Consider the following 25,074-nt stretch of genomic DNA (forward strand, 5'->3'; position numbering starts at 1 on the left):
TCTTGCTGACGACTGACCTCGAAGTCTGGGTGTCCTTGCTGTTGATCTGTCGTCCGTCAGGAGGCGCATCACCCTCGTGGTGCTGGCCGGGCGGGCGTGACCTCATAGGAGCCTGATCGCAACAGTCCCATCACAGTCCCGTCCACCCGACCGGCCAGTGTCACTCACCCTGTCCTGATCTGGTTGGAGCGAGCACTATGAGCATGCAGCAAGTCCCCTCTCACCGTCGAGTCGTTGTCGGCGTCGACACTCACAAACACGTCCACGTCGCCGTCGCGATCGATGAGCTCGGCGCGGTCCTGGATCGCCGATCTTTCGCGGCGGATTCCGGTGGCTACGGCCAGCTGATCGACTGGGGCGAATCGTTCGGCGGGAAACTCACCTTCGGGATCGAAGGCACCGGTTCCTATGGTGCAGGCCTGGCCGGCGCAGTGCGCCGTCGTGGAATCGGGACGCTGGAGGTGATGAGAACGGACCGTCGCGACAGGCGACTACGAGGCAAGTCCGACACCATCGATGCCGAGAACGCAGCCAGGGCAGTCCTCGCGGGCCTGGCGACGGCCATCCCGAAGTCAGCCGATGGAACAGTGGAGATGATCCGTCAGATCAAGGTCGCCAAGGACGTCGCCGTCAAGGCGAGAACATCCGCGATGATCAGCCTCAAGCAGGTCATCGTGAACGCCCCCGACGATCTGCGTCAGGAGCTGCAACCGCTATCGAAGATGGCGCTCATCCATCGCTGCGCGGCGCTTCGTCCGGGCCAGGTGACCACAATCATCGCGTCGACCAAGCACACGTTACGATCGATCGCCCGTCGCTGGGAAGTACTGGATGCCGAGATCTCCGGGCATGAGAAGCTCCTGGCAGAGCTGACCGCGCAGATCGCTCCCGACCTCGCGAAAGCCTTTGCGGTCGGTCCTGACACCGCGGCCGAGATGCTGATCGTTGCCGGCGACAATCCGGAACGGATCCGTTCGGAGGCCGCGTTCGCCCGGCTCTGCGGTGTCGCCCCGATCCCTGCATCGTCAGGGATGACCACCCGACACCGGCTCAATCGGGGCGGTCACCGGCAAGCAAACGCCGCACTCTACCGTGTCGTCATCGTTCGCATGCAGCACCACGAACCCACTAAGGCCTACGTCGCCCGCCGGATCACCGAAGGAAAGACGAAGTCCGAGATCATCCGGTGTCTGAAACGTCTTCTCGCCCGCGAACTCTGGGCCGCGATGCGCCCCATCCGCGAAGCCCGACCACCCCTCCAAATCGCGGCTTGACAGATATAGGAGCATCAACGCCCTCGCCGAGAGCGTCGTCGGCCTCTACAAGACCGAGTGCGTGAAGATCGACGGCCCGTTCCGCAGCGCCGACGACCTGGAACTGGCCACGCTGTCCTGGGTGCACTGGTTCAACGAGAACCGACTGCACTCCTCGATCGGATACCTCACACCCATCGAGAAAGAGAACGAGTACTACCGTGAGATCAACTCCCAGCACCAGCCGGCGCTGGGAGAACTCGCCCTCCACTAAACCCGGGGCGATTCAGCGGATGGATGCTGCGGGGCGGGGATTCCGGGGATGGATGCAACGGGTCTTTTGCGTTGGCGGACGTGCGGGATCAGTAGGGCTTCAGGAAGAAGTTGGCGGCGGGATCGGCGATCCCCGCCGTGAAGGCCTCGAGCGAGTCGGCGCGCGAGTCGATCCGCCAGTCGTTCGTGACCCGTTCGCCGCCGGTGATCGTGGTGACGGCCAGGTTGAACCACGACAGTCCGATCAGGTCCGAGTTCTCGGGGCGGGTGAACGCGTCGAGAACGTCGGCCACCCAGGCGGCCTTGTTTCCGCCGGTTTCGGATGCTCCGATTTCGGCCAGGATGATCGGCTTGTCGGTGATCTGGCGCAGCTGGGCGAGGGTCGGTCCGAACGTGTAGTCGAAGGTGAACTGCTGGTTCGAGGCGTATGGGGGGCGGAGGTATCCGGAGATTCCGATCCAGTCGACGTACTCGTCGCCCGGGTACAGGGCGGTGAGGAACTCGACCGACTTGTTGCGGCTCGGCAGGTTGTTGATGATGTTGGGCGCCCAGGTCCAGATCACGAACTGGTTGGCGCCCTCGGCCTCGAAGATGTCGTGCACGTGCCGCCAGACCGCGACGTAGTCGCCCGGCCGGTTGCCGTTGATCGCGCTGCCGTTGCCGAAGGTCTCGGACCACGGGTACCAGATGCCGTTCATCTCGTGATTGAGACGGATGCCGAGGGGCAGTCCGGTCGCCACGATGTCGCGGGCGTACTGACGCAGGTAGTCGTCGAACGCCCCGGGGACACCATTGGCGGGATCGCCGAGGATCCGCGGCAGCGAGTAGTCGGGCTCTTCCACCGCGTCGTTCTGCGCGGCGATCGGCCGTGACTCCCAGGTGAGCATGGGGAGCAGACCGCGTTCCCAGGCCCGCGTGACTGCGTCGCCGCGGTAGGTCTGATCCCAGCCTCCGAAGTATCCGACCATCGACTGACGTGTGCCCGCCTTGAGCGCCGCGTCGTCGAAGGTCGCGAAGTTGAACGGCGCCTGGGCCGTGTACATGCCGAAGTGCCGCTGCGTCGGGTTCAGGAGGGTCTCGAGCGCGGGCGCGGTCACCGGTGCGACGCTCGGGGCGGCGGGAGCCGGCGGAGGCGCGACGGGCCGCGGTTGCACGGGCGAGGTGACGTTGCGGTAGATGACGACCCGGTCGGGCCCCTCGGGCTCCGTTTCTTCCTCCGGGGTCGGGGTCGGGGTGGGCGTCGGGGTCGGCGCCGCCGTGGGGGTGGCGGACGGTTTCGGGGTCGCCGTGCGCTCGGCGGCCGCCTGGGCCGCGTCGAGCTGTGCCTGCAGCGCGGCCTTCTCGGCCTCGCTCGCGGCGAGCTGCTCTTCGAGCGTCAGCGGGCGGGGCCCGGCACCGGGGCTCGCCCAGACGGCCGCGCTCGTGACGCTCAGCGCCAGGATCAGGACGGCGCCGCCCAGGGCCGCACCTCGGGCGGATCTCGGGGTGGCCGCCCACCAGCTACGGGGTCCGCTAGACAATGAAGATCGCCTCCAGTGCGAAGATGGCCAGGCCGATCACGTACGGCCAGGCGGCTTTGGGGTTCAGGCGTCGCCGGGGCGGCGCGATCTCGGCGGCGCTCCCCGCGGTGCTCTCAGCGATGGCGGCCACCTCGGTGCTCGTGACGGTTGCTGCCTCGGCGCTCACGGGTGTGGGCCCGGTTGCCGAACGAGCCCGGTCCTGCCGGAGTGCGACCCGCGTCGGCGCCTCGACCATCACCTGGCCCTCTTCACCGCGGCGCAGGGGGCCGTACGGGACCGAGGTCGGTCCCGTCTGCGGGGCGGAGGGCGAGCGCCGGGACGAGGCATCCGTCCCGTCGGGCTCGATGCCGAGCTTCGCGAGTTCTTGATGCATACGGTCGCTCTCGGGGTCCGTTCCGAGCAGCTCATCGTCGCTCGTCGGCGCCGCACCACCGGCATAGGCACCCGCTCGGGTCCCCCAGCCGCTCGCGTGACCCATCCGGAAGAATCCGATGAGGCGGATCGGCATCAGGAAGGCCGTCGAGGTGATGATGAAGATCGGCAGCCGCAGGAAGTCGCTCGGGCGTTCGGCCAGGTGCCGCAGCTGGCGGATCGCCATGCTGAGCACCGACGAGAGCACGATCAGTCCGACCACCCAGATCAGCCCCGAGCTCATGCCGAACTCGTTCAGGATGGCGACATAGAAGTTGTGCCCCTCGCCGACCGCGGCGCGGTAGATCCAGCCGCCGATGACCCCGGCGAGCAGGAACGGAAGCACGATGTCCATCACCATGAACATGGTGAGCAGGGGCGCGTGGCCGAGCATCCACGGCAGCATCCGCAGCGTGTTGTACTGGCTGCCGCGCGCCCACCGCAGCTGCTGCTTGTAGAGCTTCTTCACCTTCAGCGGGGCGTCCGTGTAGACGAGGCTGGTGTGCTGGTAGACGGTGCGGTAGCCCTCTTTGAGGGTCAGATTCGTGAGCGTGCGGTCATCCGAGATCTCCAGGAACACGCCCATGAACTTCTCGTTCATGAACTTGTCCATGACGCGGACCAGGATGTCTCGGCGGAACGCGATCGTTCGGCCCGGGAGGCAGCCGACCTGGCCGAGAACGCTCTGTGCCGGCATCGAGTACAGCGATCGGGTGTTCTCGAGCCAGTCGGCCCACCGGGTGATCCAGCTGCGCTCGGGATCGAGGATGCGCTGGCGGGTGGTCGCGCCGCCGACACGCTTGTCGCCGAACGGCTTGACGAGTTCTTCGAGGGTTCCGGGCGCCCAGACCGTGTCCGAGTCGACCAGCACCGAGATCTCGTACTGGGACAGTTCGACACCGACCTTCACCGCGTTGCGCTTGCCGGCGATCGGCGTGTGCACCCAGCGCACCTTCGGGGCGAACTCGGCGCACACCTCTTCGAGGCCGAGGTTTCGAGCGCCGTTGATCACGACGATGATCTCGTCGGGCTCCTGCTCGATGATGCGCCCGAGGACGTCGCGGAACAGGTCGAGTGGCTCGTCGACCACCGGGATGATCACGCTCGTGGTGGCCTCGTGCCGCTCGGCGAAGGGCCGATAGCGCTGGCTGATCAGAAGCTTCGTCAACCACAGGCCCCAGATCAGGAACGAGTAGACCGCGAACAGGTACAGCTCGGGATACCCCTCGAGCATGTGCCTGACCTGCAGCAAAAAGATGAACATTCCGCCCCCTCGAATAGGTGCTTGCGTCCCGCGGCGCTGGGGGTTGGTGCTGACTTTCTCTGTCTCGAGTCTTCGATCAGGCTGAAGCGACCTGCAAGAAGGCACCGGGGGTGTTTACACGATCGAAACGGATGCCTCTGGGCGCATATATCTGGCGCGAACAACGAATCACCAGGCCAGGAGGTCTTCTTCGACGGCGGCGCGTAGCACGACGCGACCCTCGCTCCCAGACACCGTTCACGCGGCCGTCAAGAGCCGGAATCATGCCGGAATCATGGGGATTCTCGCTCTGTCCCCCACCCGGCGGACAGGCTCTCAGAGGCCTCGTCCACCGTTCGGAGGACACTGTAGCCCATTCGGGGGACACGTGCGAACTCCGGAATGTTCGCGTCGCGGAGCAGTGTTCTCGAGCGGGTCGCTTCGACCCCCTCGGCGGCCGGCCTCATGTTGTCCGAACCCAGACCTGACGGTCCCTGAGCCTGTCGAAGGGAGCATTGCGACCCCAGCGAGTGGGACCGTGCCCTGCACGGACGACGACTGCGGGCACAATAGAGCCGTGCCACGTTCGAGATCGACTCGCGTCCTCCGGGGTGCGAGCGCGGCCACGATCGCGACATTCGTCGCGCTGGTCTCGCACGTGTCGGGTGGCGGCGAGGTCCCTGGTCCACTCGGGATCGCGGCGCCGTGGATCCTCTCGGTCATGGTCTGCACGCTCCTCGCCGGCCGAGTTCTCTCGCTCACGCGCCTGTCGATCGCGGTCGTGATCAGTCAGGCGCTCTTCCACGTCCTCTTCGTCCTCGGCACGACTCCCGGCGCCGCGGTGACAACCGGGCACGTGCACGACCACGCCGCGATGCTCGACACGGCGCTCGACACGACGCTCAACACGATGGCGACGGCCGCGCCCCTGACGGCGTCGGGCACCTCCGCCGCTCTCGCCGCGGGTTCCACCATGTGGTTCGCCCACGCCCTCGCGGCCGCGGTCACGGTTGCCGCCCTGTACCGCGGCGAGCGCGCCCTGCGGCGCCTGCACGACCTCGCCCGGCACGCCCGAAGCTGGCTCGGCCGTCTCGTGACGGTTCTCGAAACGCCCACGCCGGAGCATCCCTCCCTCGCGCCCGCGCGCGCGCGTCGCATGGTTCTGCTGCATCCGCTCGACCATTCCGCGTCGTCGCTGTCGCGGCGCGGACCACCCGCCCTCCCCGTGATCTGACTTCTGCACGTCGCCGCACAGAGCGGCGACGCGTCCATCACGTGCCGCGGATGATCCGTGGCGACGTCCGCGCACCCCTCATGATCGAGACCGCGCGGACGGGGAAGGAACGCATGTCTTCGCGAAAGACAATCCTGCGCGGCACCGCAACCGTTGCTGCGGCGATGCTCACGGCAGCCGTCGTCGTCCTCGGCGCGGCTCCGACTGCGCAGGCCCACGACGAGCTGCTCGACAGCACGCCCGCGTCGGGTGAACGTTTGAGCACAGCACCCGCGTCGGTCTCGCTGACCTTCTCGGCCGACGTCCTCACCCTGGGAGCGGTAATCATCGTCGTCGACGCTGATGACCGCGACTGGGTCACGGGCGACATCGCCGTACAGGGTGGTGTCGTCTCGGCGCACATGGCCGAGGGGATGCCCGCTGACGGCTATGAGGTGCGTTGGCGGGTCGTTTCGGGCGACGGGCATCCGATCAGTGGGGTCATCCCCTTCACGGTCGGTGACGGCGCTCCGATCGTCCGACAGCCGGTGGCATCGGACGCGGCGACGGGCCCGACCGCGGAGACGAACGCGCAGGCAGACAGCCAGATCACACAAGAGCCGGGACTCGCGCGAGTCCTGGTCGTGGGCGCGATCGGAGCGGCCATAGCTGCCGTCGTCGTCGCGCTCGCCTTCTTCATTCATCGCCGCCGGTCACGCACGGGCGGCACCGACACGCCGTCGACGTGACGGCCGTCGAATCTCCGAAAGGTCTCTTGTGATCACTCGTACGAATGCGCGCTTCGGCGCGCTTGCACTCATCGCCGCTCTCGCCCTGACGGGCTGCGCGACGACCCCATCCACGAACGCTGCCACCGAAGCCGACGGCGTCACGATCACCGACGCGTGGGTGAAGTCGGCCGACGCGGGAATGTCGGCCGCCTTCGGTGAGCTCTCGAACACCGGCTCAGAAGACGTGACGGTCGTGTCCGCGACAACGAAGGCGTCGAGCATGATCGAACTGCACGAGACGGTCGAGAACGACTCGGGCGAGATGGTCATGCGCGAGAAGGATGGCGGCTTCGTCATCCCCGCCAGCGTATCCTTCATGCTCGAGCCGGGCGGCAACCACATCATGCTGATGGACCTCACCGCCCCTCTCGTCGCCGGCGACGACGTCACCGTCACCCTCACGTTCGCGGATGACTCGACGCTCGAGTTCACCGCTCCCGTCAAGGACTACTCGGGCGCGAACGAGACGTACGAGGGCGACGAAGACATGGACATGGGCAACTGATGTCGCCCGACCGGGATGCACGTCCCGGTCGTCCCGGCTCGACCCGGCGGCAGTTCCTCCTCGGAGGGGCTGTCGTCGGGGTCGGCGCGGCCGCGGCGATCGGAATCGACTACGCGGTCGCCGGGGCGGCCGGGGCGGCCAGCGTTCCCCTGAACGGTGAGGTGACGGTGCCGTTCCACGGCGCCCATCAGGCGGGGATCGACACGGATGCGCAGAGTCACGCGACTTTCGTGGCCCTCGATCTGCTTCCCGAGACGGATCGCCCGAGCCTCGGTCGGCTCATGCGGATCCTGACCGACGATGCCTCCCGCCTGACCCAGGGCATCCCGGCCCTCGCCGATTCTGAGCCTGAGCTCTCGGTCGCGCCCGCGCGCCTGACCGTGACGTTCGGCTTCGGCCCGGGCTTCGTCGCGCGGGCGGCCGGAGCCTCGCCCGCGTGGCTGCGGCCCCTGCCCGCCTTCGCGATCGATCGGCTCGATCCGGCGTTCGGCGATGGCGACCTGCTGGTTCAGGTTGCGGCCGACGATCCGCTCACCGTCGCGCACACGACGCGCATGCTGCTGAAGGACGCGCGCAGCTTCGCGACCGTCCGGTGGACGCAGACCGGATTTCGGCGGGCGCACGGCACCGTCAAGCCGGGAACGACCATGCGCAACCTGTTCGGGCAGGTCGACGGCACCAGCAACCCGTCGCCGGGCACCGTGGAGTTCGACCGCATCGTGTGGAACCGCGACGGATGGCTCGCGGCTGGCACCGGCATGGTGCTGCGCCGCACCCACATGAACCTCGACAAGTGGGACCGCCTTGACCGCAGCGGCCGCGACCAGTCCGTGGGGCGGTACCTCTCGAACGGTGCACCGTTGACGGGAACGGACGAGTTCGACGAGCCCGACTTCGAGGCGAAGACCGCGATCGGGTTTCCCGTCATCCCCGAGTTCTCGCACCTGCGCCGGGCACGCAGCGAGAATCCGGACGAGAGGATCTTTCGGCGCGGGTACAACTACGACGATCCCCCGCCCGCAGGTCAGATCTCGGACTCGGGCCTGATCTTCGTGTCGTTCCAGGCCGATGTCGACCGCCAGTTCGTGCCGATCCAGCGTCGCCTCGCCGACCTGGACCTCCTGAACGAGTGGACAACGCCCGTCGGTTCGGCGGTGTTCGCGGTCCCTCCCGGGTGCGCGGCGGGTGGCTACATCGGCGAGACCCTGCTCGGCTGAGGCGCGATCCTCCGCGCCCGGGCGTACATCTGGAAGGAACGACGAGCGCTCAGAGGGCCGTTTCGGCCACATCCGGGCTCACAAGCCCCAACGTTCCTTTCAGATGTACGCCGGGGCCGCCCGCCGCGGACGAGAGGGGGCGGCGCCGAACTCACCGACCGAGTGGGGTCCAGCCCGACGGCAGGGGCCCGTCCGGGTCGCCGCGCTCGCGATCGACCGCGGCGGACCATCCCTGCGCGGCATCCACCGCGTCGAATCCGCCACGCGCGAGCCGAAACCCGACGTCCTCGTGGGTCGCCCGCGGGGGCCCACCCCGCCGGGTCGAGGCCCGTACGCTCCACGCGTCGTCGGCGAATCCGCCACCGCGGAACACCCGGTAGTCGGCGTAGCGGGCGGGGTCGAGCAGGTCCCAGCACCACTCCCAGACATTGCCGAGGGTGTCGAACAGACCATTCAGGTTGGGCAGCTTGCCGCCGACGTTCTGCGGGGTCGCCGTCCCATCGCCGCTCGTCCACGCCACCTCGGCGAGCGGTCCGTAGTGCGCACCGGTCGACCCGGAGCGGCACGCGAACTCCCACTCGGCCTCGGTCGGCAGACGGTAGCCGTCGGAATCGACGTGCCAGGAGACATCCTGACCCTCGAACGAATACGCGGGGTCGAGGCCTTCCCATTCCGACGCTGCATTGCAGAATCGGATGGCACGCAGCCAGCTCACCTCGACCGCCGGGCGCCGGGGGTGGACGGATGTCTCACCCAGGATCTCGGCCAGCTGCTCCTCGGTCACGGGATACACCCCGATCTCGAAAGGCTCGAGGTCGACGGTCCGGCGTGCTTTGCGTCGCGCATCGTGGAGCGTGACACTCCCCGCCCCGATCCGGGCCATCTGGATGTCGTCCACGGGCCTCCGTCCGACCGGGATCGAGCAGCTGGTTTCTGCGGTTCAGGCTCCGGCGGCGTCCGACCCGCCCGGGGCAGACACGGGCGCAGCGACGGGCGCGCCCGCCGACCCCTCGGCGATTCCGCGCCCCAGCGCCTGCCCCTGGATGATCGCGCTCAGGTCGAGACCCGTCGCGGCCTTCACGCTCTCGAACGTCGCCGAGAGGCTGGTCGACTGCTCGCGCGCCATGTGGGTCCCCGCGGTGTCGCCGCCGACCAGCGTGATGTTGCCGATCTTCTGGTAGCCCTTGGCGAACTCGGCCATCAGCTGCGGCAACTGACCGATGATCTCCTTGGCGAGGATCGCATCCTGGTTCTCGCGCAGCGCCTCGGCCTCGGCGGCGATCGCCTCGGCCGTTGCGGTACCGCGCAGGCGGATCGACTCGGCCTCGGCCTCGGCCTGCACACGCACGGCCAGGGCATCGGCTTCCGCCTGCACCCGAACCGCCGCGGCCTCGGCGGACGCCGCGGCCTCGCGGGCCTTGGCCTGCGCGTTGACGGCGTAGGCCTCCGCGTCGGCGCGCTCCTGGGCGACCTTGCGCTCGGCCTCGGCGTTCTTCTGGCGCTTATAGGCCTCGGCGTCGGCCGCGGTCTGCTGCTGGTACGCCTGGGCTTCGGCATCCGTCTGCTGCTTGTACTTGTCGGCGTCGGCGACCTTCTTGACCTCGGCGTCGAGGCGCGCCTGCGTGTTGTTGGCTTCCTGCAGGAGGACGCCCTGCTCGGCCTCGGCGCGGGCGAGGTTCTCGGACTGCTCGGCGAGCGCGTTGGCGCGGCCGACCTCCGAGAGAGCCGCGGCCTTGTTCTTGTCGAGCGCGGTCTGCTCGATCAGGTTCGCCTCGTCGGCGGCGAGCTGACGCTTCTTGACCTCGCGCTGCGCGTCGATCTCGGCGACATCCGCCTGACGGCGCACGCGCTGCACCTCGACCGCACCGAGCGCCGAGATGTAGTTGTTCTTGTCGGTGATGCCCTGGATCGCGAACGAGTCGAGCACGAGCCCCTGCGCGAGCAGGTCGCCCGAGATGCCCTCGGCGATCTCGTCGCTGAGCTTCTGACGGTCCTGCATGACCTGTTCGACCGTGAGCTTCGCGACGACCCCACGCAGCGCACCCTCGAGCTGCTCCGTGGTGAAGATGACGATGGCCTCGTCCTGCGACGCGAAGCGTTCCGCGGCGCGGCGCACCTGATCGGGCGTCGAGCCGATCTTGACGAGCGCGACGCCGGTGAGGTCGATCGTGACACCGTTGATGGTTTGCGCGGTCGGCTCGAACTTGATCTGGCGGGATCGGAGCGAGACCTTGTCGGATCGCTGCGTGAGCTTGTTGACGAGAGCGCCGCGACCGCTGATCACGGTCATCTTGTTGGCTTCGCCCTCGGTGCTGTCGCGGGCCTTCTTTCCGACGATGACGATGGCCTCGTCCGCCCGCGGCACCTGGTACCAGAGGCGGAACAGGATCAGCACGATGATCAGGACGACGAAGACGATTCCGGCGCCGACGGCGAGGGCGATGAGGGCGAACAGATCCATGCGGGTGGGTCTCCTTCTTCAGGCCTGCCGCGTGCACGCCCTGCCATCCAACCTATGCGTATAGGGAATTTCGCGCTTCCCCGACTTCCGCCGCGGTCCCCGAGCCCGTGGAAGGGACCCCGGTCGTTGAGCGAACGCAGCCCCACGGTTGCTGAGCCTGTCGAAGCGCCCCACTCGACCCGCGCGCGAACGATATGCTCGTGCCGCGAGCGCACCCGGACGCCCGCCCCATTTGACCCGAATGGATGGCTCGAGTGCTGTCACGCAGACAGTTCCTGCTTCAGAGCGCGCTGCTCGCCGCCGCGACCGGCCTCAGCATCGACGTGCTCGCGCCGCGTCTCGCGGCGGGAGCGGCCGCGGCTAGGACCACCGACATCCCGACGACGCTCCTGCAGACGATCCGCCAGGGCTCGATCGTGAAGGGTCAGTACCGGGGTCTGACGACCGGCCCGGGCGAGCCGTACATCCCCCGGCTCGACGTGCTGCGAGCCACCCCGAGCATGGCGCGCAAGGCATGCCGCCGGTCGCTGCTCTACATGGGGCATCTGTCCGACCTGCACGTGATCGACGCCCAGTCGCCGGGTCGCATCGAGCCGATGATCGTGCAGGACCACTCGGCGTGGGGCTCGGCGTTCCATCCGCACGATCCCCTCAGCCCACACGCCACGGCCGCGATGGTGCAGGCGTTCTCGGATGCCCGCTACAGCCCGCTCACCGGCGCCCCGATGGGCGCGGCGATCGTCACGGGCGACAGCGCCGACATGCATTCGCACCTCGAGCTGCGCTGGTACATCGACCTGATGGACGGCCTCGCCGTCGTCCCCGCCAGCTCCGGCAGGGCATTCCAGGGCGTGCAGGCGTGGGCGGATGCCACGTGGGCCTATCGTCCGGGCGACCCGGCGGGCGGAGCGTTCGGCGACTACGGCTTCCCGCGCCTGCCCGACCTGCTCGCGCAGGCGATCGCCAAGCCCGTCGAGTCCGTGGGCCTTCCGGCGCCCTGGTACGCCGTGTACGGCAACCACGACACCCTCCTGCTCGGTACGTTCGACCTCAGCCCGCAACTGCACGCCATGGCGATCGGCGGACAGAAGTCGTACACGCTGGATGGCACGGCGGGAAGCATCCTGAACGGCTACTCGTCGAGCGGCAGCGTGTTCCAGCAGGCGGTCGACGCGCTCGGCCTCGCGCTCGGACGCCCCGGTTTCCGCAGCGTCACGGCGAACCCCGAGCGGTACCTGTTCGAGCAGCGCGAGTTCATGGCCGAGCACTTCCGGACCCAGTCGGCGCCGGGGCCGATCGGGCACGGGTTCACGCAGCACAACCTCGACACCGGCGAGACGTGGTGGCAGACCGACCTGACCCCGCACATCCGCGCGTTCGGTCTCGACACCTGCAACCAGGTCGCGGGTCCGGATGGTGCGGTGCCCGGGGCGCAGTTCCGATGGCTCGAACGCGAACTCGAGAGGGCACAGACCGAGCAGAAGCTCGTGCTGATCTTCAGCCACCACAACAGCCTGACGCTCGAGAACCGCGCGCAGCGTCCGGGCGATACCGAGGTCCTGTACGGCGCCGAGGAGTTCGTCGATCTGCTGCTGAAGTATCCGGTGGTGATCGGATGGCTCAACGGGCACACGCACCTCAACCAGATCCTCGCCCACACGTCTCCCACGGGCGGGTTCTGGGAGATCACGACGGCCTCGTGCATCGATTTTCCGCAGCAGCAGCAGGTGGTCGAGATCGTCGACAACCGCGACGGCACGATGTCGCTGTTCACGACCGTGCTCGATCACGCCTCGCCGGCCGTGCCGGGGACGAGCGGCAGTGTCGCGGATCTCGCATCGCGCAGCCGCGAGTTCGCCGCGAACGACTGGGCCGAGACGCCCATGATGCGCCGGGGTTCGCCGCTCGATCGCAACACCGAGCTGCTGCTGCGGGCCCCGTTCGATCTGTCGACGATCACGGATGCTGCGCTCGAGAGTCAACACATGACCGAGCACGCTCGACTCGTCGCCTACGAGACGGCGAGGGGCCTGTGAGCGCGCGGCGAGCGTGGGCGCCCGTGGTCTTGGCTGCCGCGCTGCTGCTCGCGGGCTGTTCGCAGATCGCGGCGATCGCTCCGGTCGGCGGCAATCACCTGGCCGAGGTCCGGTACGCGGCGATCGACGTGCTGCTCGATGCCGACGTGCAGATCCTGACGGCGCCCGTGTGCGCGCAGGCGCCCTCCGGCGAGGTCTCATGTCAGGGCGAGACCGCGGACGGCACCGACATCTCGGTCCTCTCCCCCGCCGATGACCAGACGGTCGTTACGGTGACGGTCGGTGACGATGAGCTGTACTCGGGTTCGATCATGGACGTCCTCGACGAGGCGGCGAGGAACGGATGACTCGGCTCTTGGCTCGTTCGTGGCCCGTATTGCTCGGCGCGATCGTCGGCAATGCGCTGCTGCAGGCGACGCTCGTGGCGCCGTTCGTGCGACCGTCACTCACGGTCTTGTTCGTGGCGCTGTTCGTCGCGTCGTTCGTTGCGTTGGTGGCGGCGTTGGCCGTGATCGTCGCGCGGCTGCGCGTCGCCGCCCTCGGCGCGGGTGCGGGTGGCGCCTGGCCGCGATGGTCCGACTCGGCCGCATCCGCCGCAGTCGTGGCGGCCGTTGCTTTGGCTTCGCTCGCGTCGACCTGGCTCACGCCGGTCGCAGTCGTGGCTGCGATCATCGTGCTTGCGGGCATCGCTGTGGGCCGCGGTGCTGCGGGGTTCGCGACGTTCCGTCACGCGCCGGTGCGTGCGATCCTTCTCACCTTGCTCACGATCGTTGTGCTGGTCGTGGTCGGCCCTCCGGGTCTCGGAACCCTGCTGGCAGGCTTCTTCATCACGGGTTGGCCGGGCGCCGCGCTGACGTGGCTCGGCTTCGGCACGGCGGGCGTACTGCTGCTCACGGCCTGGACGGCCCTGGCGCTCCGGTCGTCGAGCGAGAGCAAAGCCCGAGTCGAAACGCCGCGACCTCACGGTCGCTGAGCCTGTCGCAGCGGCACGCTCGACCACGGGCATCCGTCGTCCGTTCGGGAGGATCTGGTCACTCGGGAGGGAGGATGTCGGGGATTCGGCCCTCCCGAGTGACCAAGCCCTTCGGAGCGAACGGGCGGCCGGCGGGCCAAGGCTCGCCACGGTCGGTGGCACCTCCGCGACCGCCGCGGCGCATCCTCAGCCGCTCAGGCGCATCCGCGGTCGCTGAACTGTCGAAGCGACCAGCCCGAGCCCGCACCGCTCACACCCGCAGCACCAGCGCCTCCAGCGCCTCCAGCCGCGCATGGGGATCCCCCGCGATCTCGACCGTGCGGACGGGCTCACTCACGACATCCGGATCGTCGACAAGTTCCCGAAGCACCTCATCCATCCCAGCCCGCAACGCGAGGTGCTCGTCACTGCCCACGTGAATACCATCGCGCGCCTCGAGAGGCAGCACGACCAGCAGGTCAACGTTCGCCATCGCCGCCGCCGTTATCCGCACCGCCCGCGCGAGCAACTCGTCGTCGAGGGGCACACCCGTCAGCTCGGCGGTCGCCAGAAGATAGGCGAGGAAGTCGATCGGTCCGCGTTCCGCGATGACCGCGTCAGCGGGAGCGAGTTCACCGAGCCGCTGAGCCGCGATCCGCAGTTGTGCGGCGAACATGCCCGCGCTCGGCGAGTCATCCGCTTCGTCGAGCATCTCGAACGGATCGGACAGAACGACGAACTCCGGATGCCTCAACACAAAGTCCGAGATGAGGGTGCTCTTGCCGCTTGCATGAGTTCCGGACACCACGATGCGCATAGCGAGACGTTACCGACGTGTCAGCGGAACGGGTTCGGGGTGTCGGAGCCCGAGGCATCCGCTGCTCCCGCGGCATGACCCAGATCCCAGGCATCGCCGCGACCCTCGAGCTCGCGAGAGAGGGCGTCGGCGTCGAGAATGCGCTTGGCCAGACGGACCCAGTCGCCCCAGTGCGCCTCGACGGCGGGAGCATCGTCCGAGGTGCGGAGGGCCCATTTTTCGGGCGCCTCGGCCGGGGCGAGCGAGAGGGTGCCGGTTGAGATGAGGTTGCGACGGGGGTCGGGCATGACGGGCTCCGTGAGGGGGTCAGGTGGGTCGGGCGGGCCGCTTCGGCAGGCTCAGCGACCGGAGGCCGACGCATCCGTAAACAAAAAAGAGCCCGGCCCCCGCGAGCATAGAGCGCGCGGGAGCCGGGCCCCCCAACGTGCGACAACGGCCAATGTGGAGATGGGGGGAATCGAACCCCCGTCCATCACTGTGATTCTGCGCCTTCTACGGGCGTAGCTTGTGCTGACGTTCTGCTCGGCTCCGACCTTTGCCACAAGCATCTAGGTCGACGAGCCCAGCCTGAGAAAAGTCCCGCGTGACGTTCAGGCGCCGTCACACAGCAAGATCCCTAAATGACGCCAGGGTCCGTGTCGGGATCACACACGGTCTGACGGACTATCGGGCTCGCTTACGCAGCGAGGGCGAAGTCAGTGCGCTTGGTTTCGGCACTTATTGTTTTGCAGAGATCGTTTACGAGATAACCCTGCATCCTCGGCCCGCTTCTCGCAGGTTCGCAGGCGATGTCGAAACCGATCATCCCCATGGTCCTTCTTTCGAAGGGGCCGTTGTCGCACGCTGTTGAGTTTCCACACTCGGGATGTGTCTTGCCGACACCCGAGCATCTCAGTTTACAGCCTCGCCGGGCCCCTGGCCACCGCCGGAGCAACTCGGGCTCGCACCACACAGAACACAAACGACTTCCGCGGGCACTGGCGGACACCCGGTCCCACTCAACCCCCGTGGGGGCCGCTCGAAGGTGAGAGAACTCTCATGCGAATGCCTCGTTTCGGCGCGTGAATACGCGGATTTTCGGCCTCGGATGTCGGAGGTCGTTCGTAGAGTATCGAACATGAGTTCGAATCAGACCCTGGACGTGGAGGCGCTCGACGATGCCTCCGTTCTCGGTCTGGTCGAGGGAATCGTGGCGTTGCGCAAACAAGCAGCACAGGTCCACGCGGCCGAGGTTCGGTTGCTCGCGACGGCGGGCGAACTCGCGGCATCCCGTTCGGCGGCGTTGCGTTCGGATTCGCGGGAGCGTGAGATGCACCTGCGCTCGATCGCGGCGGAGCTCGCGCTCGCGGTGCGCGCCTCCGACCGGACGGTGCAACGCCAGATCAACGACGCCGTCGTCCTCGCCGAGGACTTCACCCCGGTGCTCGAAGCCCTCGAAGAGGGCCGGATCTTCGTGGGCCACGCGCGCGTGATCCTCGACGCGGGCACGCCGATCCAGGACCCCGAGGCCCGCCTCGTGTTTGCCGCCGACGCGGTCGCACGGGCCGAGAACCTCTCCCCCGCACGCCTGCGCCCCGCGGTCGAGGCTCTCGCCGAACGCCTCCAACCCCGCACCGTCACCGAACGGCACCGCGACGCCCGCGCCGACCGTGCGGTCACGGTCACCGACCGGCCCGACGGGATGGGCGAACTCATCTACATCGGCCCCGCCACCCTCGTCCACGGCATCTACGACCGCCTCACACAGCAAGCACGCGCCGTCCGCAACGCCGCTCAGCCGGGCGCGTCGTTCGGGCCCGCCGCCGTGGATCCGAGCGCGGGCCGGGGCACGGGTGCCGCCACGACGGATGGTGCGGGTGTCGATACCTCTGACCGCACACCCGAGCTCGCCCCCGACTCGCGCACGATCGACCAGCTCCGCGCCGACGTCTTCGCCGACATGCTGCTCACCAGCGCGCCACAAGACGACCCCACCCTCGACTCGGCCGCCGATCCGTCGCTGGGGTTCGGCGGGCTCGGCGCCATCCGGGCGATCGTGCACGTCACTGTCCCCGCGCTCGCCCTCGCCGGGTTGAGCGACGAGCCGGCCGAACTCGTCGGACGTGCGCCGATCGACATCGACACCGCCCGCCGCCTCGCGGGCCGCGCGACCGGGTGGGATCGAGTGCTCAGCGACCCCGTTCACGGCGGGATCCTCGCCGTCGACCGGTACACCCCCAACGCCGACCTCAAACGCTTCCTCCGCGCACGCGACGAACACTGCCGATTCCCCGGATGCCGCCAACCCGCCCACCGCTGCGACATCGACCACGGCCACGACTGGGCCCACGGCGGCACGACGTGTGCTCACAACCTTCATCACCTCTGTCGACGCCACCACACCCTCAAGCACGCGACCCCGTGGCAAGTCAGGAATCTCGGCGGCGGCGTCCTCGAATGGACCAGCCCGACCGGCGCGATCTACATCGACGACCCACCCTCGCGCGTCCGCTTCGCCCCGACCGGACCCCCACCACCCTTCTAGGCACCACCCCGCCCACCGGTCGTTGAGCCACCAAAGCGAGTCGAAATGCCCGCGCAGCCCGCACACACTCTGACCCTGCCCGACCAGACGGGCACACCGGCCCACCGAACTGTCACAAAACGCTGCATCCAAGCGACAAATCGAGCGTTCGGTGACAGCTCGATGCCACAATCCACGCCCAGACACGCGGCACAACGCTGCGCAGTCACAGCGCGCGGCCGAAACCGCCCATCGCGTATCCAGCCCGAACGCCTAGAGTCGCAGGCATGAGCGACGTCATCATCACGGTCCGCGGCGAACACGAAACCCGCGTCGCCCCCGAGGAGGGGGTCGTACACCTCAGCGTTCGGTGCGACGGACCCGAGCGCGGCCCCGTCGTCGAACGCATCGCCGCCATCGCGGCACCGCTCCGCGAAGAGCTCGCGGCGCGCCAGGCATCCGGCGAGGTCAGCGAATGGTCCAGCCAGCGTGCGAACGTCTGGGCTGAACGCCCGTGGAACAACGAGGGCAAACAGCTCCCCCTCGTCCACCACGCGAGCGTCGACGTCGTCGCCACCTTCACCGACTTCGCCGCCCTCTCGTGGTGGGTCTCGGCCGTCGCCGAACGCGAGGGCGTGCAGGTCAACGGCGTCACGTGGCAACTGACCTCCGCCACCCGCCGCACCGTCGAGGCCGAGGTCGCCGCCCGCGCCGTGCACACCGCCGTCTCGCGCGCCACCGCCTACGCCAACGCCATCGGCCACGCATCCGTCTCCCCGCTCGAGATCGCCGACATCGGCCTGCTCGGACGCCCCGAAGCCGACCCCGGCCCGCGCATGATGCGGGCAATGGCGACGGATGCTTCGCCCACCCTCGACTTCCAGCCCCAGGACATCACGGTCACGGCCGGCGTCGAAGCGCGGTTCGCCGCCCGCTGACTCGCCCGGCCACCTCCCCACACGCAAACCGGCCGTCCCCGCCGTGCCATCCGCACGACCAAGACCGTGACACGCCGTCTCACACACCCCGGCACGGCGTGTCGAGGCATCCGTCGTGCGGACGGCACACGGCCGAGCTCAGAGAACCGTCCGGCCATGGCTAGGGTGTCACCATGAGCGTCGCGACCGAGCCTGTCCCGCCCCGGCCCGGCATTCCTGAACGCCTCAGCCGGATGATCCAGCTGCAGACCGTCAGCGCCGAACTCGACAGCCGCGGACCGGACGCCTTCGAAGCATTCGTCGACCTCCTCGCCGAGCTCTACCCCCTCATCCATGAGCACCTCGAACTCGAGCGCATCACCGACTTCGGCCTGCTATTCCGATGGCCGAGCACGAGCCGCTCGAAGCATCCCGTCGTCCTCATGGCGCACTACGACGTCGTACCCGTCGACCCGAGCGATGCCTGGACCTTCCCGCCCTTCGAGGGACGGATCGCGGATGGCTGGGTCTACGGTCGCGGCACGCTCGACGACAAGGGACCCCTGCTCGTCACGCTGGAGGCCGTCGAGAACCTCCTCGCCGCGGGCTTCACCCCCGCCCGCGACGTGTACATCTCGCTCGGAGGCGACGAAGAAGTCTTCGGTGAGGCCGCCCGGGTCATCGCACAGACCCTCCGCGACCGCGGCATCGTGCCCTGGCTCGTCCTCGACGAGGGCGGCGCGATCGTCGACGCACCCCTGCCCTTCGTCGCGGGACAGGCGGCGATGGTCGGCGTCGGCGAGAAAGGGATCCTGACCCTGCGCCTGACCTCCCGAGGCGACGGCGGCCACGCATCCGCTCCCCCGACCCTCACCGCGGTCGGACGCGTCTCACGCGCCGTCGACCGGCTCGGCCCGCGCACGTTCCCCGCCCACACCCCACCTGCGATCGCACGGATGCTCGGACTCTTCGCCGACGGCACACCCCAGCCCGCACGGACCCTGCTGCGCGTGCTGTCGAGGTTCCGCCCGCTAACGGCACAGGTGTTCGCCGCGCTCGGCGGCGAACCGGCCGCGCTCGTGCGCACGACCATCGCCGCGACGATGCAGGACGGCGGCACCGCCGCGAACGTGTTGCCCTCACAGGCATCCGTCACCCTCAACCTCCGGATCGCCCTCGGGTCCACCGTAGCCGCGACCGTTCGCCGTGTGCGCCGCCGCATCGGCGACCCGCTCGTCACGGTCGAGGTGGTCGAGGGCAGCGAACCATCGCCCGAATCCCCGACCGACAACACGCAGTTCGCGCTCATCACCGAGGCCGTCGCCGCCTCTCACCCCGCGGCCCGCACGGTGCCCTACGTCATGATGGCGGCCACCGACTCGCGCCACTTCCACCGCTTCGCCCCCGCCGTCTACCGGTTCGCACCGCTCGCGATGTCGTCCGCGCAACGCGCCTCGATCCACGGCGTCGACGAGCGGGTCGAGATCGCCGAACTCGAGCGCGGCGAGCTGTTCCACCGCACCCTTCTGCAGCGGATACAGTGATCGCACCCGAACAGAGAGAGCACCGATGAACCCTCGTGCCGGAGCGCTGGGCGCGCTCGCCAGCGTCGTCGGATTCCTCGCGTTCGTCGAGTTCACGAGCGGCATCCTGCAGGGGTACTACACCCCGATGCTCACCGACATCGCGCGCAACCTCGACATCCACGACGCCGACGTCAACTGGCTCGAGGGTTCGCAGCTCATGCTCTCGGCACTGGTCGTGCCGGCGCTCGCGAAGCTCGGCGACATGGTCGGACACAAACGGATGCTTCTGGTGTCGACCGCCGTGACGGCCGCTGCATCCCTCGTCCTGCCCTTCACCGACTCGTTCGCCATCTTCCTCGCGGCGTGGGCGCTGCAGGGGTTCTACGTGGTCTGGCTGCCGCTCGAGATCGCCCTGATCTGGTCGCGCTCGCGCTCGATGCCGGGCCGCGCGATCCTCACCGCCCGTGCCGCGGGACTCCTGGTCGCGGCGCTCGAGTTGGGCGCGATCAGCGGTGCGCTCATCGGCGGGGCGCTCGTCGATGCGCTCCCCCTGACCGTCGTCCTGCTCATCCCGGCCATCGCCGTCGTCCTCTGCTTCTTCGTCATCCTGTTCGGGGTCAAGGAATCGCCCGAACCTGTCGGCGGGCGCTTGGACACCGTCGGGCTGGTCCTCATCTCCTTCGCCCTGATCGCATTCACGGGCGGCCTCAGCTTCCTGCGCCTCAACGGCGTCGGCGACGTGCTGTCGTGGGCCCTCGTCGCCCTCGGCATCCTGCTCGTCATCCCCTTCGCGCTGTGGGAACTGCGCCACGACGACCCGCTCATCGACGTCCGCATGTTCCGCTCCCCCGCCCTCGGCCCGGTGTTCCTCACCGCGGGACTCTTCGGTGTCAGCGTCCTCGGGGCCCAGGCGCCGCTCTCGACCTTCGCGCGCACCGACCCCGAGGTCTACGGGTACGGCCTCGGCACGGCCGGCTTCACGACCTCACTCATCATCGGCGTGTACCTGATCGCGATGATCATCGGCGCCCTGCTGTTCTCACCCATCGCCCGCAAGATCACGCCGCGTCTGACGCTCATGGGCGCCTCGACCCTCGTAGGCGTCGGATTCCTGATGTTCCTGCCCTTTCACGACACCTACGCGCAGGTCCTGACCAACATGATCATCGTCGGCTTCGGGTCGGGAGCGCTGGTCGCAGCCCTTCCCGCGGCCGCGGCATCCGCCGCCCCCGCCACCCAGACCGGCGTCGCCACGGGGCTGACCAATTCGGTCAAGACGGTCGGCGGCGCGATCGCGTCGTGCGTCTTCGGCATCGCGCTCATCCAGGGCGCGACGGGCGCCGCGGCCGAGGGCACCGCCGGATCGTTCGCGGGCTACGTCACCGTCTGGGTGGTGTGCGGCACGACGGCCCTCGCCGCCGCCGTTCTGCTCGCGTTCGTGCCCAAGCAGGCCTTCACCGACCGCGCTGTTGCCGCGGCCGAAGCCGAACCCGTCGTCCGGTAGCGGAGAGATCTACTCGCCGAGGCGATTCTTCGTGCGCATCGCGCGCTCGGCCTCGCGCTTGTCCTGACGCTCGCGCAGGGTCTGGCGCTTGTCGAACTCGCGCTTGCCCTTCGCGACCGCGATCTCGACCTTGGCCCGACCGTCCGAGAAGTAGAGCTTCAGCGGAACGAGCGTGTAGCCGCCGGCCGAGACGGCGTGGGAGAGCTTGACGATCTCTTCCTTGTGCAGCAGGAGCTTGCGTGTGCGCTTGGTGGCGTGGTTCGTCCAGTGCCCCTGCGAATACTCCGGGATGTGCACGGCGTCGAGCCACGCCTCGTTGCCGTCGATGTACGCGTAGCCGTCCGAGAGATTGGCGCGACCCATCCGCAGCGACTTGACCTCTGTGCCCGTGAGCACCAGACCCGCCTCGTACGTCTTCTCGATCGAGTACTCATGGCGCGCGCGACGATTGGTCGCGACGACCTTCTCCCCGCGTTCCTTGACCATGGTGTTCCTCGCTGACGTTGCCGAACCGACGTTGCCGTGCCGACAGCGCCGAACCGACGTTGCCGTGCCGCCCGTGCGGCAGCCGGTCAGTCTATCAGGGCAAGGGTCCCGAGCGCCTACGCGCGCAGCCAGCGCCGGATGGCGAAACCCGCCGACAGCGCTGCGAGCACGACGCCGAGCGCGATGATCACCGGAATCACGATCCAGAGTTCGCCCGCACCCACCCATGTGGTGATGAAGGCGACTCGATCGCGCAGGTAGCCTTCGACCCCGAACTCGATGCCAGCCCAGATCGCGACGCTCGCGAGGGCCGAGCCGACGAGCGCCGCGAGCACGCCCTCCAGGATGAAGGGGGTCTGAATGAAACGGTTGGATGCTCCCACCAGTCGCATGATGCCGAGCTCTCGCCGTCGAGCGTATGCCGACAGGCGAATCGTCGTCGCGATCAACAGCACCGCCGCAACCAGCATGAGCCCCGCGATGCCGACGGCGATATAGGTCGCCACGGTCAGCGCCTGGAACAGCGGCTCGAGGTATTGCAGCTGATCTTGCACCTGCTCGACGCCCTGCATCCCGCTGAATGCCTCGACGATGACATCCGACTGGGACTGGTCGACGAGGTTCACGTAGAAGGTCTGGTTGACCTGGTCGGGTGTGATGACGTCGGCGTATTCCGGGCCCAGCTGCTCGATCGTCGCCGCGTATGCCTCATCCCTGTTCTCGAAACGCGTCTCGCGAATCAGGGGCTGCAGCGCGGGCGATACCAGCGCTTCGCTGACGGCGTCGACCTGTTCCTGCGTCGCCTCGCCGTCGGCGCACGTCGCGCCGGTCGAGATCGAGGTGCACATATAGACGGCGACCTGGGCACGCTCGGCCCAGTAGTCCTTCATCGTTCCGATCTGCATCTGCATCAGGATCGCGGCGCCGACGAACGTCAGAGACACGAACGTGACGAGCACGACCGAGATGACCATCGAGGCATTGCGCCGCAGGCCCGAGAACGCCTCGGCCAGGATCAGCTGAACCCTCACGAGGTCGAACCCACGGTGTCGTCTTCATCGCGTTCGCCGAGGCCCAGGCGATCGGCGATGCCGACCTCGGGCAGGTCGGGCAGGTCGATGACGATCGGCCCGGTGAGCGAGGCGCGGGGCGGCTCGGCATCGTCGGCCTCGTGTTCGGCCACGGGTGGATCAGCGGGAGTGAGCGGCTCTGCCGAGGGCTCCAGGTCGTACTCGGCCATCGAGCCGGTCGGAACGGACGCGGCATCCCTCGACCCTGTGGCCCCACCATCCGGCGCACCTGCCGGAGCAGCGGACTCGTGAACCGCGGCAGACGACGCGACCTCGGTGGGAGGTGCCGATTCGGCATGCGCTGCCGACCGACCCAGGGCATCCGCTCCGACCGCCTCGGCGACCAGATCGACGGCGGTCGCGGCGACCTCGAGCGGCCCGGTCGCGGGACCCGCATCACCCGCGGCCACGCGCTGCTGCAGTTCGAGCACGGCGGTGAGGGCGGCGATCGATTCCGCACCGCGTGTGACCTCGGGTGCCAGACGCGGCAGCTGCGACCTGTCGCCGTAGCCGCCGTGCGTCTCGTCGCGCACGATCTCGCCCGCCGACAACTCGATCACGCGGCGCTGCATCTGGTCGACGAAGCCGGCCTCGTGCGTCGCCATCAGCACCGTCGTGCCACCCGCATTGATGCGGGCGAGCAACTGCATGATGCCGATGGATGTCGCGGGGTCGAGGTTTCCCGTCGGCTCGTCCGCGAGCAACACCTGCGGGCGGTTGACGATCGCTCGGGCGATCGCGACGCGCTGCTGTTCCCCACCCGAGAGCTCGTGGGGCAGACGCTTCTCTTTTCCCGCCAGTCCGACGAGCTGGAGCGCCTCGGGCACGGCCTGCTGGATGAATCCGCGCGACGAACCCGTCACCTGCAGCGTGAAGGCCACGTTCTGGAACACGGTCTTCGAGGTCAGCAGCCGGAAGTCCTGAAACACAGCGCCGACGTGGCGGCGGAAGTAGGGCACTTTGCCGTTCGAGAGCGTGGAGACGTCGCGGCCGAGCACGACGACGCGGCCGGCGGACGGGACATCCTCACGCAGCACGAGCCTGAGGCACGTGGACTTCCCGGACCCGGATGCGCCGACGAGAAAGACGAACTCGCCGCGTTTCACCTCGAAATCGACTCCGGCGAGTCCGGGTTTCGATGAACCGCGGTAGGTCTTGGTGACGCTTTCGAACCTGATCATGGCGATCCGAGCCTAAGCGCGTCCGCGCCGTGGCCCCCGAGCGACACCCGGGCGCGGCGGATGGATCGGGTTCAGTCGTCGACGGGACGCTTGCGCCAGCGGATGCCCGCCGCGATCAGCCCGTCGAGGTCGCCATCGAAGACCGCCGCGGGGTTCCCGACCTCGTACCCGGTGCGGAGGTCCTTGACGAGCTGCTGTCCGTAGAGGAAGTACGACCGCATCTGGTCGCCCCAGCTCGCGGTGATGACACCCGCGAGCTCCTTCTTCTTCGCCGCTTCTTCTTCGCGCTGCAGCAGCATGAGGCGCGTCTGCAGCACGCGCATGGCAGCGGCACGGTTCTGGATCTGCGACTTCTCGTTCTGCATCGACACGACGAGCCCGGTCGGAAGGTGGGTGATGCGCACGGCTGAGTCGGTCGTGTTGACCGACTGACCGCCCGGGCCCGACGAGCGGAACACGTCTACGCGGATGTCGCCCTCAGGAACATCGACCTCGACGGCCTCCTCCATGACGGGGATGACCTCGACCGCGGCGAACGACGTCTGGCGCTTGTCGGCCGAACCGAACGGGCTGATGCGGGCGAGACGGTGCGTGCCCGCCTCGACTGACAGGGTGCCGTAGGCGTAGGGGGCGTCGATCTCGAAGGTCGCGGACTTGATGCCCGCACCCTCGGCGTAGGACGTGTCCATGACCTTGACGGGGTACTTGTGACGCTCGGCCCAGCGCAGGTACATGCGCATGAGCATCTCGGCGAAGTCCGTCGCGTCGTCCCCGCCGGCGCCGGAGCGGATCGTGACGACCGCGCCCCGCGGGTCGTACTCGCCGTCGAGGAGCGTCTGCACCTCGAGCTGGCCGATCGTCTCGGTCAGCTCGGCGAGCTCCTTGCGAGCCTCTTCGGCGGACTCCTCGTCGTCCATCTCGAGCGCGAGCCCCACGAGCACCTCGAGGTCGTCCAGGCGGCTCTCGACGGAATCGATGCGCGCGAGCTCGGACTGACGGTGGCTGAGCGCGCTCGTCACCTTCTGTGCGGCATCCGGGTCGTCCCAGAGATCCGGCGCGCCGGCGGCATCGCTCAGCCGCTCGATCTCTTTCCGGAGTGCGTCGACGTCCACCACCGCCTGAATATCGGCGAAGGTGGCACGGAGGGCCTGAATTTCGGCGGAGAGATCGAAGTCGAGCATGACAGTCCAGACTA

23 protein-coding genes and 1 other RNA gene are annotated in these 25,074 nt (G+C 68.4%); 13 read left to right on the plus strand and 11 right to left on the minus strand.

Going from position 1 to position 25,074, the window contains the following annotated elements; all coding sequences use genetic code 11:
- Positions 1-197: 197 nt before the first annotated feature.
- Positions 198-1,274 carry an IS110 family transposase gene (locus tag C2868_RS08835; RefSeq protein ID WP_100812876.1) on the plus strand — a complete coding sequence of 359 codons (1,077 nt, stop codon included), beginning with the start codon at positions 198-200 and terminating at the stop codon, positions 1,272-1,274.
- A 13-nt stretch (positions 1,275-1,287) separates the two neighbouring features.
- Positions 1,288-1,527, plus strand: a complete 240-nt coding sequence (locus C2868_RS08840; protein WP_100813972.1) for an integrase core domain-containing protein — start codon at positions 1,288-1,290, stop codon at positions 1,525-1,527.
- 88 nt (positions 1,528-1,615) lie between these two features.
- Here C2868_RS08840 and C2868_RS08845 read toward each other — a convergent pair whose 3' ends face one another.
- Positions 1,616-3,046: a glycoside hydrolase family 26 protein gene (locus tag C2868_RS08845; protein WP_232711154.1), complete on the minus strand. Its 1,431-nt coding sequence runs from the start codon at positions 3,044-3,046 to the stop codon at positions 1,616-1,618.
- The gene (locus C2868_RS08850) at positions 3,039-4,721 is read right to left on the minus strand and encodes a glycosyltransferase family 2 protein (RefSeq protein ID WP_100810508.1); all 1,683 of its coding nucleotides are present in this window, start codon (positions 4,719-4,721) and stop codon (positions 3,039-3,041) included. The genes C2868_RS08845 and C2868_RS08850 overlap by 8 nt, the downstream gene beginning before the upstream one ends.
- 556 nt (positions 4,722-5,277) lie before the next feature.
- Here C2868_RS08850 and C2868_RS08855 point away from each other — a divergent pair.
- The 4 genes from C2868_RS08855 to C2868_RS08870 all read left to right on the plus strand — a co-directional run bounded on the left by C2868_RS08855 (position 5,278) and on the right by C2868_RS08870 (position 8,426).
- The gene (locus C2868_RS08855; RefSeq protein WP_100810507.1) at positions 5,278-5,934 is read left to right on the plus strand and encodes a hypothetical protein; all 657 of its coding nucleotides are present in this window, start codon (positions 5,278-5,280) and stop codon (positions 5,932-5,934) included.
- 113 nt (positions 5,935-6,047) lie between these two features.
- Complete coding sequence (locus C2868_RS08860; RefSeq protein ID WP_232711153.1) at positions 6,048-6,662, plus strand: copper resistance CopC family protein; 615 nt, start codon at positions 6,048-6,050, stop codon at positions 6,660-6,662.
- Positions 6,663-6,690: 28 nt separating this feature from the next.
- Entirely contained in the window at positions 6,691-7,209 is a 519-nt protein-coding gene (locus tag C2868_RS08865; protein ID WP_198519521.1) for a copper chaperone PCu(A)C, read from the plus strand.
- Positions 7,209-8,426 (plus strand): Dyp-type peroxidase, encoded by a 1,218-nt coding sequence (locus tag C2868_RS08870; protein WP_100810506.1) that lies wholly within the window; start codon positions 7,209-7,211, stop codon positions 8,424-8,426. Before C2868_RS08865 ends, C2868_RS08870 begins: the two co-directional genes overlap by 1 nt.
- A gap of 151 nt (positions 8,427-8,577) precedes the next feature.
- Here the strand turns inward: C2868_RS08870 and C2868_RS08875 are convergent, their stop codons facing one another.
- Both C2868_RS08875 and C2868_RS08880 read right to left on the minus strand, forming a co-directional pair.
- Positions 8,578-9,309 (minus strand): formylglycine-generating enzyme family protein, encoded by a 732-nt coding sequence (locus C2868_RS08875; protein ID WP_374935773.1) that lies wholly within the window; start codon positions 9,307-9,309, stop codon positions 8,578-8,580.
- 57 nt (positions 9,310-9,366) lie between these two features.
- Positions 9,367-10,887, minus strand: coding sequence for an SPFH domain-containing protein (locus C2868_RS08880; protein WP_100810504.1), 1,521 nt, complete (start codon positions 10,885-10,887; stop codon positions 9,367-9,369).
- Positions 10,888-11,141: 254 nt separating this feature from the next.
- Between C2868_RS08880 and C2868_RS08885 the strand changes: the two genes are divergently transcribed.
- Genes C2868_RS08885 through C2868_RS08895 form a run of 3 tightly spaced genes read left to right on the plus strand, consistent with a single transcriptional unit; the run spans position 11,142 to position 13,896 of the window.
- On the plus strand, positions 11,142-12,923 hold the full coding sequence (locus C2868_RS08885) for a TIGR03767 family metallophosphoesterase (protein WP_198519520.1): 1,782 nt from the start codon (positions 11,142-11,144) through the stop codon (positions 12,921-12,923).
- Positions 12,924-12,946: 23 nt separating this feature from the next.
- The gene (locus C2868_RS08890) at positions 12,947-13,270 is read left to right on the plus strand and encodes a hypothetical protein (protein WP_146048032.1); all 324 of its coding nucleotides are present in this window, start codon (positions 12,947-12,949) and stop codon (positions 13,268-13,270) included.
- Positions 13,267-13,896: a hypothetical protein gene (locus C2868_RS08895; protein ID WP_146048033.1), complete on the plus strand. Its 630-nt coding sequence runs from the start codon at positions 13,267-13,269 to the stop codon at positions 13,894-13,896. The genes C2868_RS08890 and C2868_RS08895 overlap by 4 nt, the downstream gene beginning before the upstream one ends.
- A 250-nt stretch (positions 13,897-14,146) precedes the next feature.
- Here C2868_RS08895 and C2868_RS08900 read toward each other — a convergent pair whose 3' ends face one another.
- From C2868_RS08900 to ssrA, 3 genes are all read right to left on the minus strand, one after another.
- A complete protein-coding gene (locus C2868_RS08900; protein ID WP_100810500.1) occupies positions 14,147-14,692 on the minus strand; it encodes an AAA family ATPase in 546 nt (181 codons plus the stop codon).
- Between the two features lie 20 nt (positions 14,693-14,712).
- Complete coding sequence (locus C2868_RS08905; RefSeq protein WP_100810499.1) at positions 14,713-14,979, minus strand: hypothetical protein; 267 nt, start codon at positions 14,977-14,979, stop codon at positions 14,713-14,715.
- A 152-nt stretch (positions 14,980-15,131) separates the two neighbouring features.
- Positions 15,132-15,501: a transfer-messenger RNA gene (gene ssrA, locus C2868_RS08910) on the minus strand.
- Positions 15,502-15,809: 308 nt separating this feature from the next.
- On the opposite strand from ssrA, the gene C2868_RS08915 reads away from it, so the two are divergent.
- From C2868_RS08915 to C2868_RS08930, 4 genes are all read left to right on the plus strand, one after another.
- Positions 15,810-17,216: an HNH endonuclease signature motif containing protein gene (locus C2868_RS08915; RefSeq protein WP_157813894.1), complete on the plus strand. Its 1,407-nt coding sequence runs from the start codon at positions 15,810-15,812 to the stop codon at positions 17,214-17,216.
- Between the two features lie 266 nt (positions 17,217-17,482).
- Positions 17,483-18,133 (plus strand): SIMPL domain-containing protein, encoded by a 651-nt coding sequence (locus tag C2868_RS08920; RefSeq protein ID WP_100810497.1) that lies wholly within the window; start codon positions 17,483-17,485, stop codon positions 18,131-18,133.
- A gap of 173 nt (positions 18,134-18,306) precedes the next feature.
- Complete coding sequence (locus C2868_RS08925; protein ID WP_100810496.1) at positions 18,307-19,656, plus strand: M20/M25/M40 family metallo-hydrolase; 1,350 nt, start codon at positions 18,307-18,309, stop codon at positions 19,654-19,656.
- Between the two features lie 25 nt (positions 19,657-19,681).
- Positions 19,682-21,142, plus strand: coding sequence for an MFS transporter (locus C2868_RS08930; RefSeq protein WP_100810495.1), 1,461 nt, complete (start codon positions 19,682-19,684; stop codon positions 21,140-21,142).
- Positions 21,143-21,151: 9 nt separating this feature from the next.
- Here C2868_RS08930 and smpB read toward each other — a convergent pair whose 3' ends face one another.
- From smpB to prfB, 4 genes are all read right to left on the minus strand, one after another.
- On the minus strand, positions 21,152-21,628 hold the full coding sequence (gene smpB / locus C2868_RS08935; protein WP_100810494.1) for an SsrA-binding protein SmpB: 477 nt from the start codon (positions 21,626-21,628) through the stop codon (positions 21,152-21,154).
- A 116-nt stretch (positions 21,629-21,744) separates the two neighbouring features.
- Entirely contained in the window at positions 21,745-22,659 is a 915-nt protein-coding gene (gene ftsX / locus C2868_RS08940) for a permease-like cell division protein FtsX (RefSeq protein ID WP_100810493.1), read from the minus strand.
- Entirely contained in the window at positions 22,656-23,879 is a 1,224-nt protein-coding gene (ftsE, locus tag C2868_RS08945; RefSeq protein ID WP_100810492.1) for a cell division ATP-binding protein FtsE, read from the minus strand. Before ftsE ends, ftsX begins: the two co-directional genes overlap by 4 nt.
- A 71-nt stretch (positions 23,880-23,950) precedes the next feature.
- On the minus strand, positions 23,951-25,060 hold the full coding sequence (prfB, locus tag C2868_RS08950) for a peptide chain release factor 2 (protein WP_100810491.1): 1,110 nt from the start codon (positions 25,058-25,060) through the stop codon (positions 23,951-23,953).
- Between the last annotated feature and the right edge of the window lie 14 nt (positions 25,061-25,074).

Origin of the sequence: Microbacterium sp. CJ77, from assembly GCF_002911615.1 — a bacterium.
In the GTDB taxonomy this organism is placed as follows: domain Bacteria; phylum Actinomycetota; class Actinomycetes; order Actinomycetales; family Microbacteriaceae; genus Microbacterium.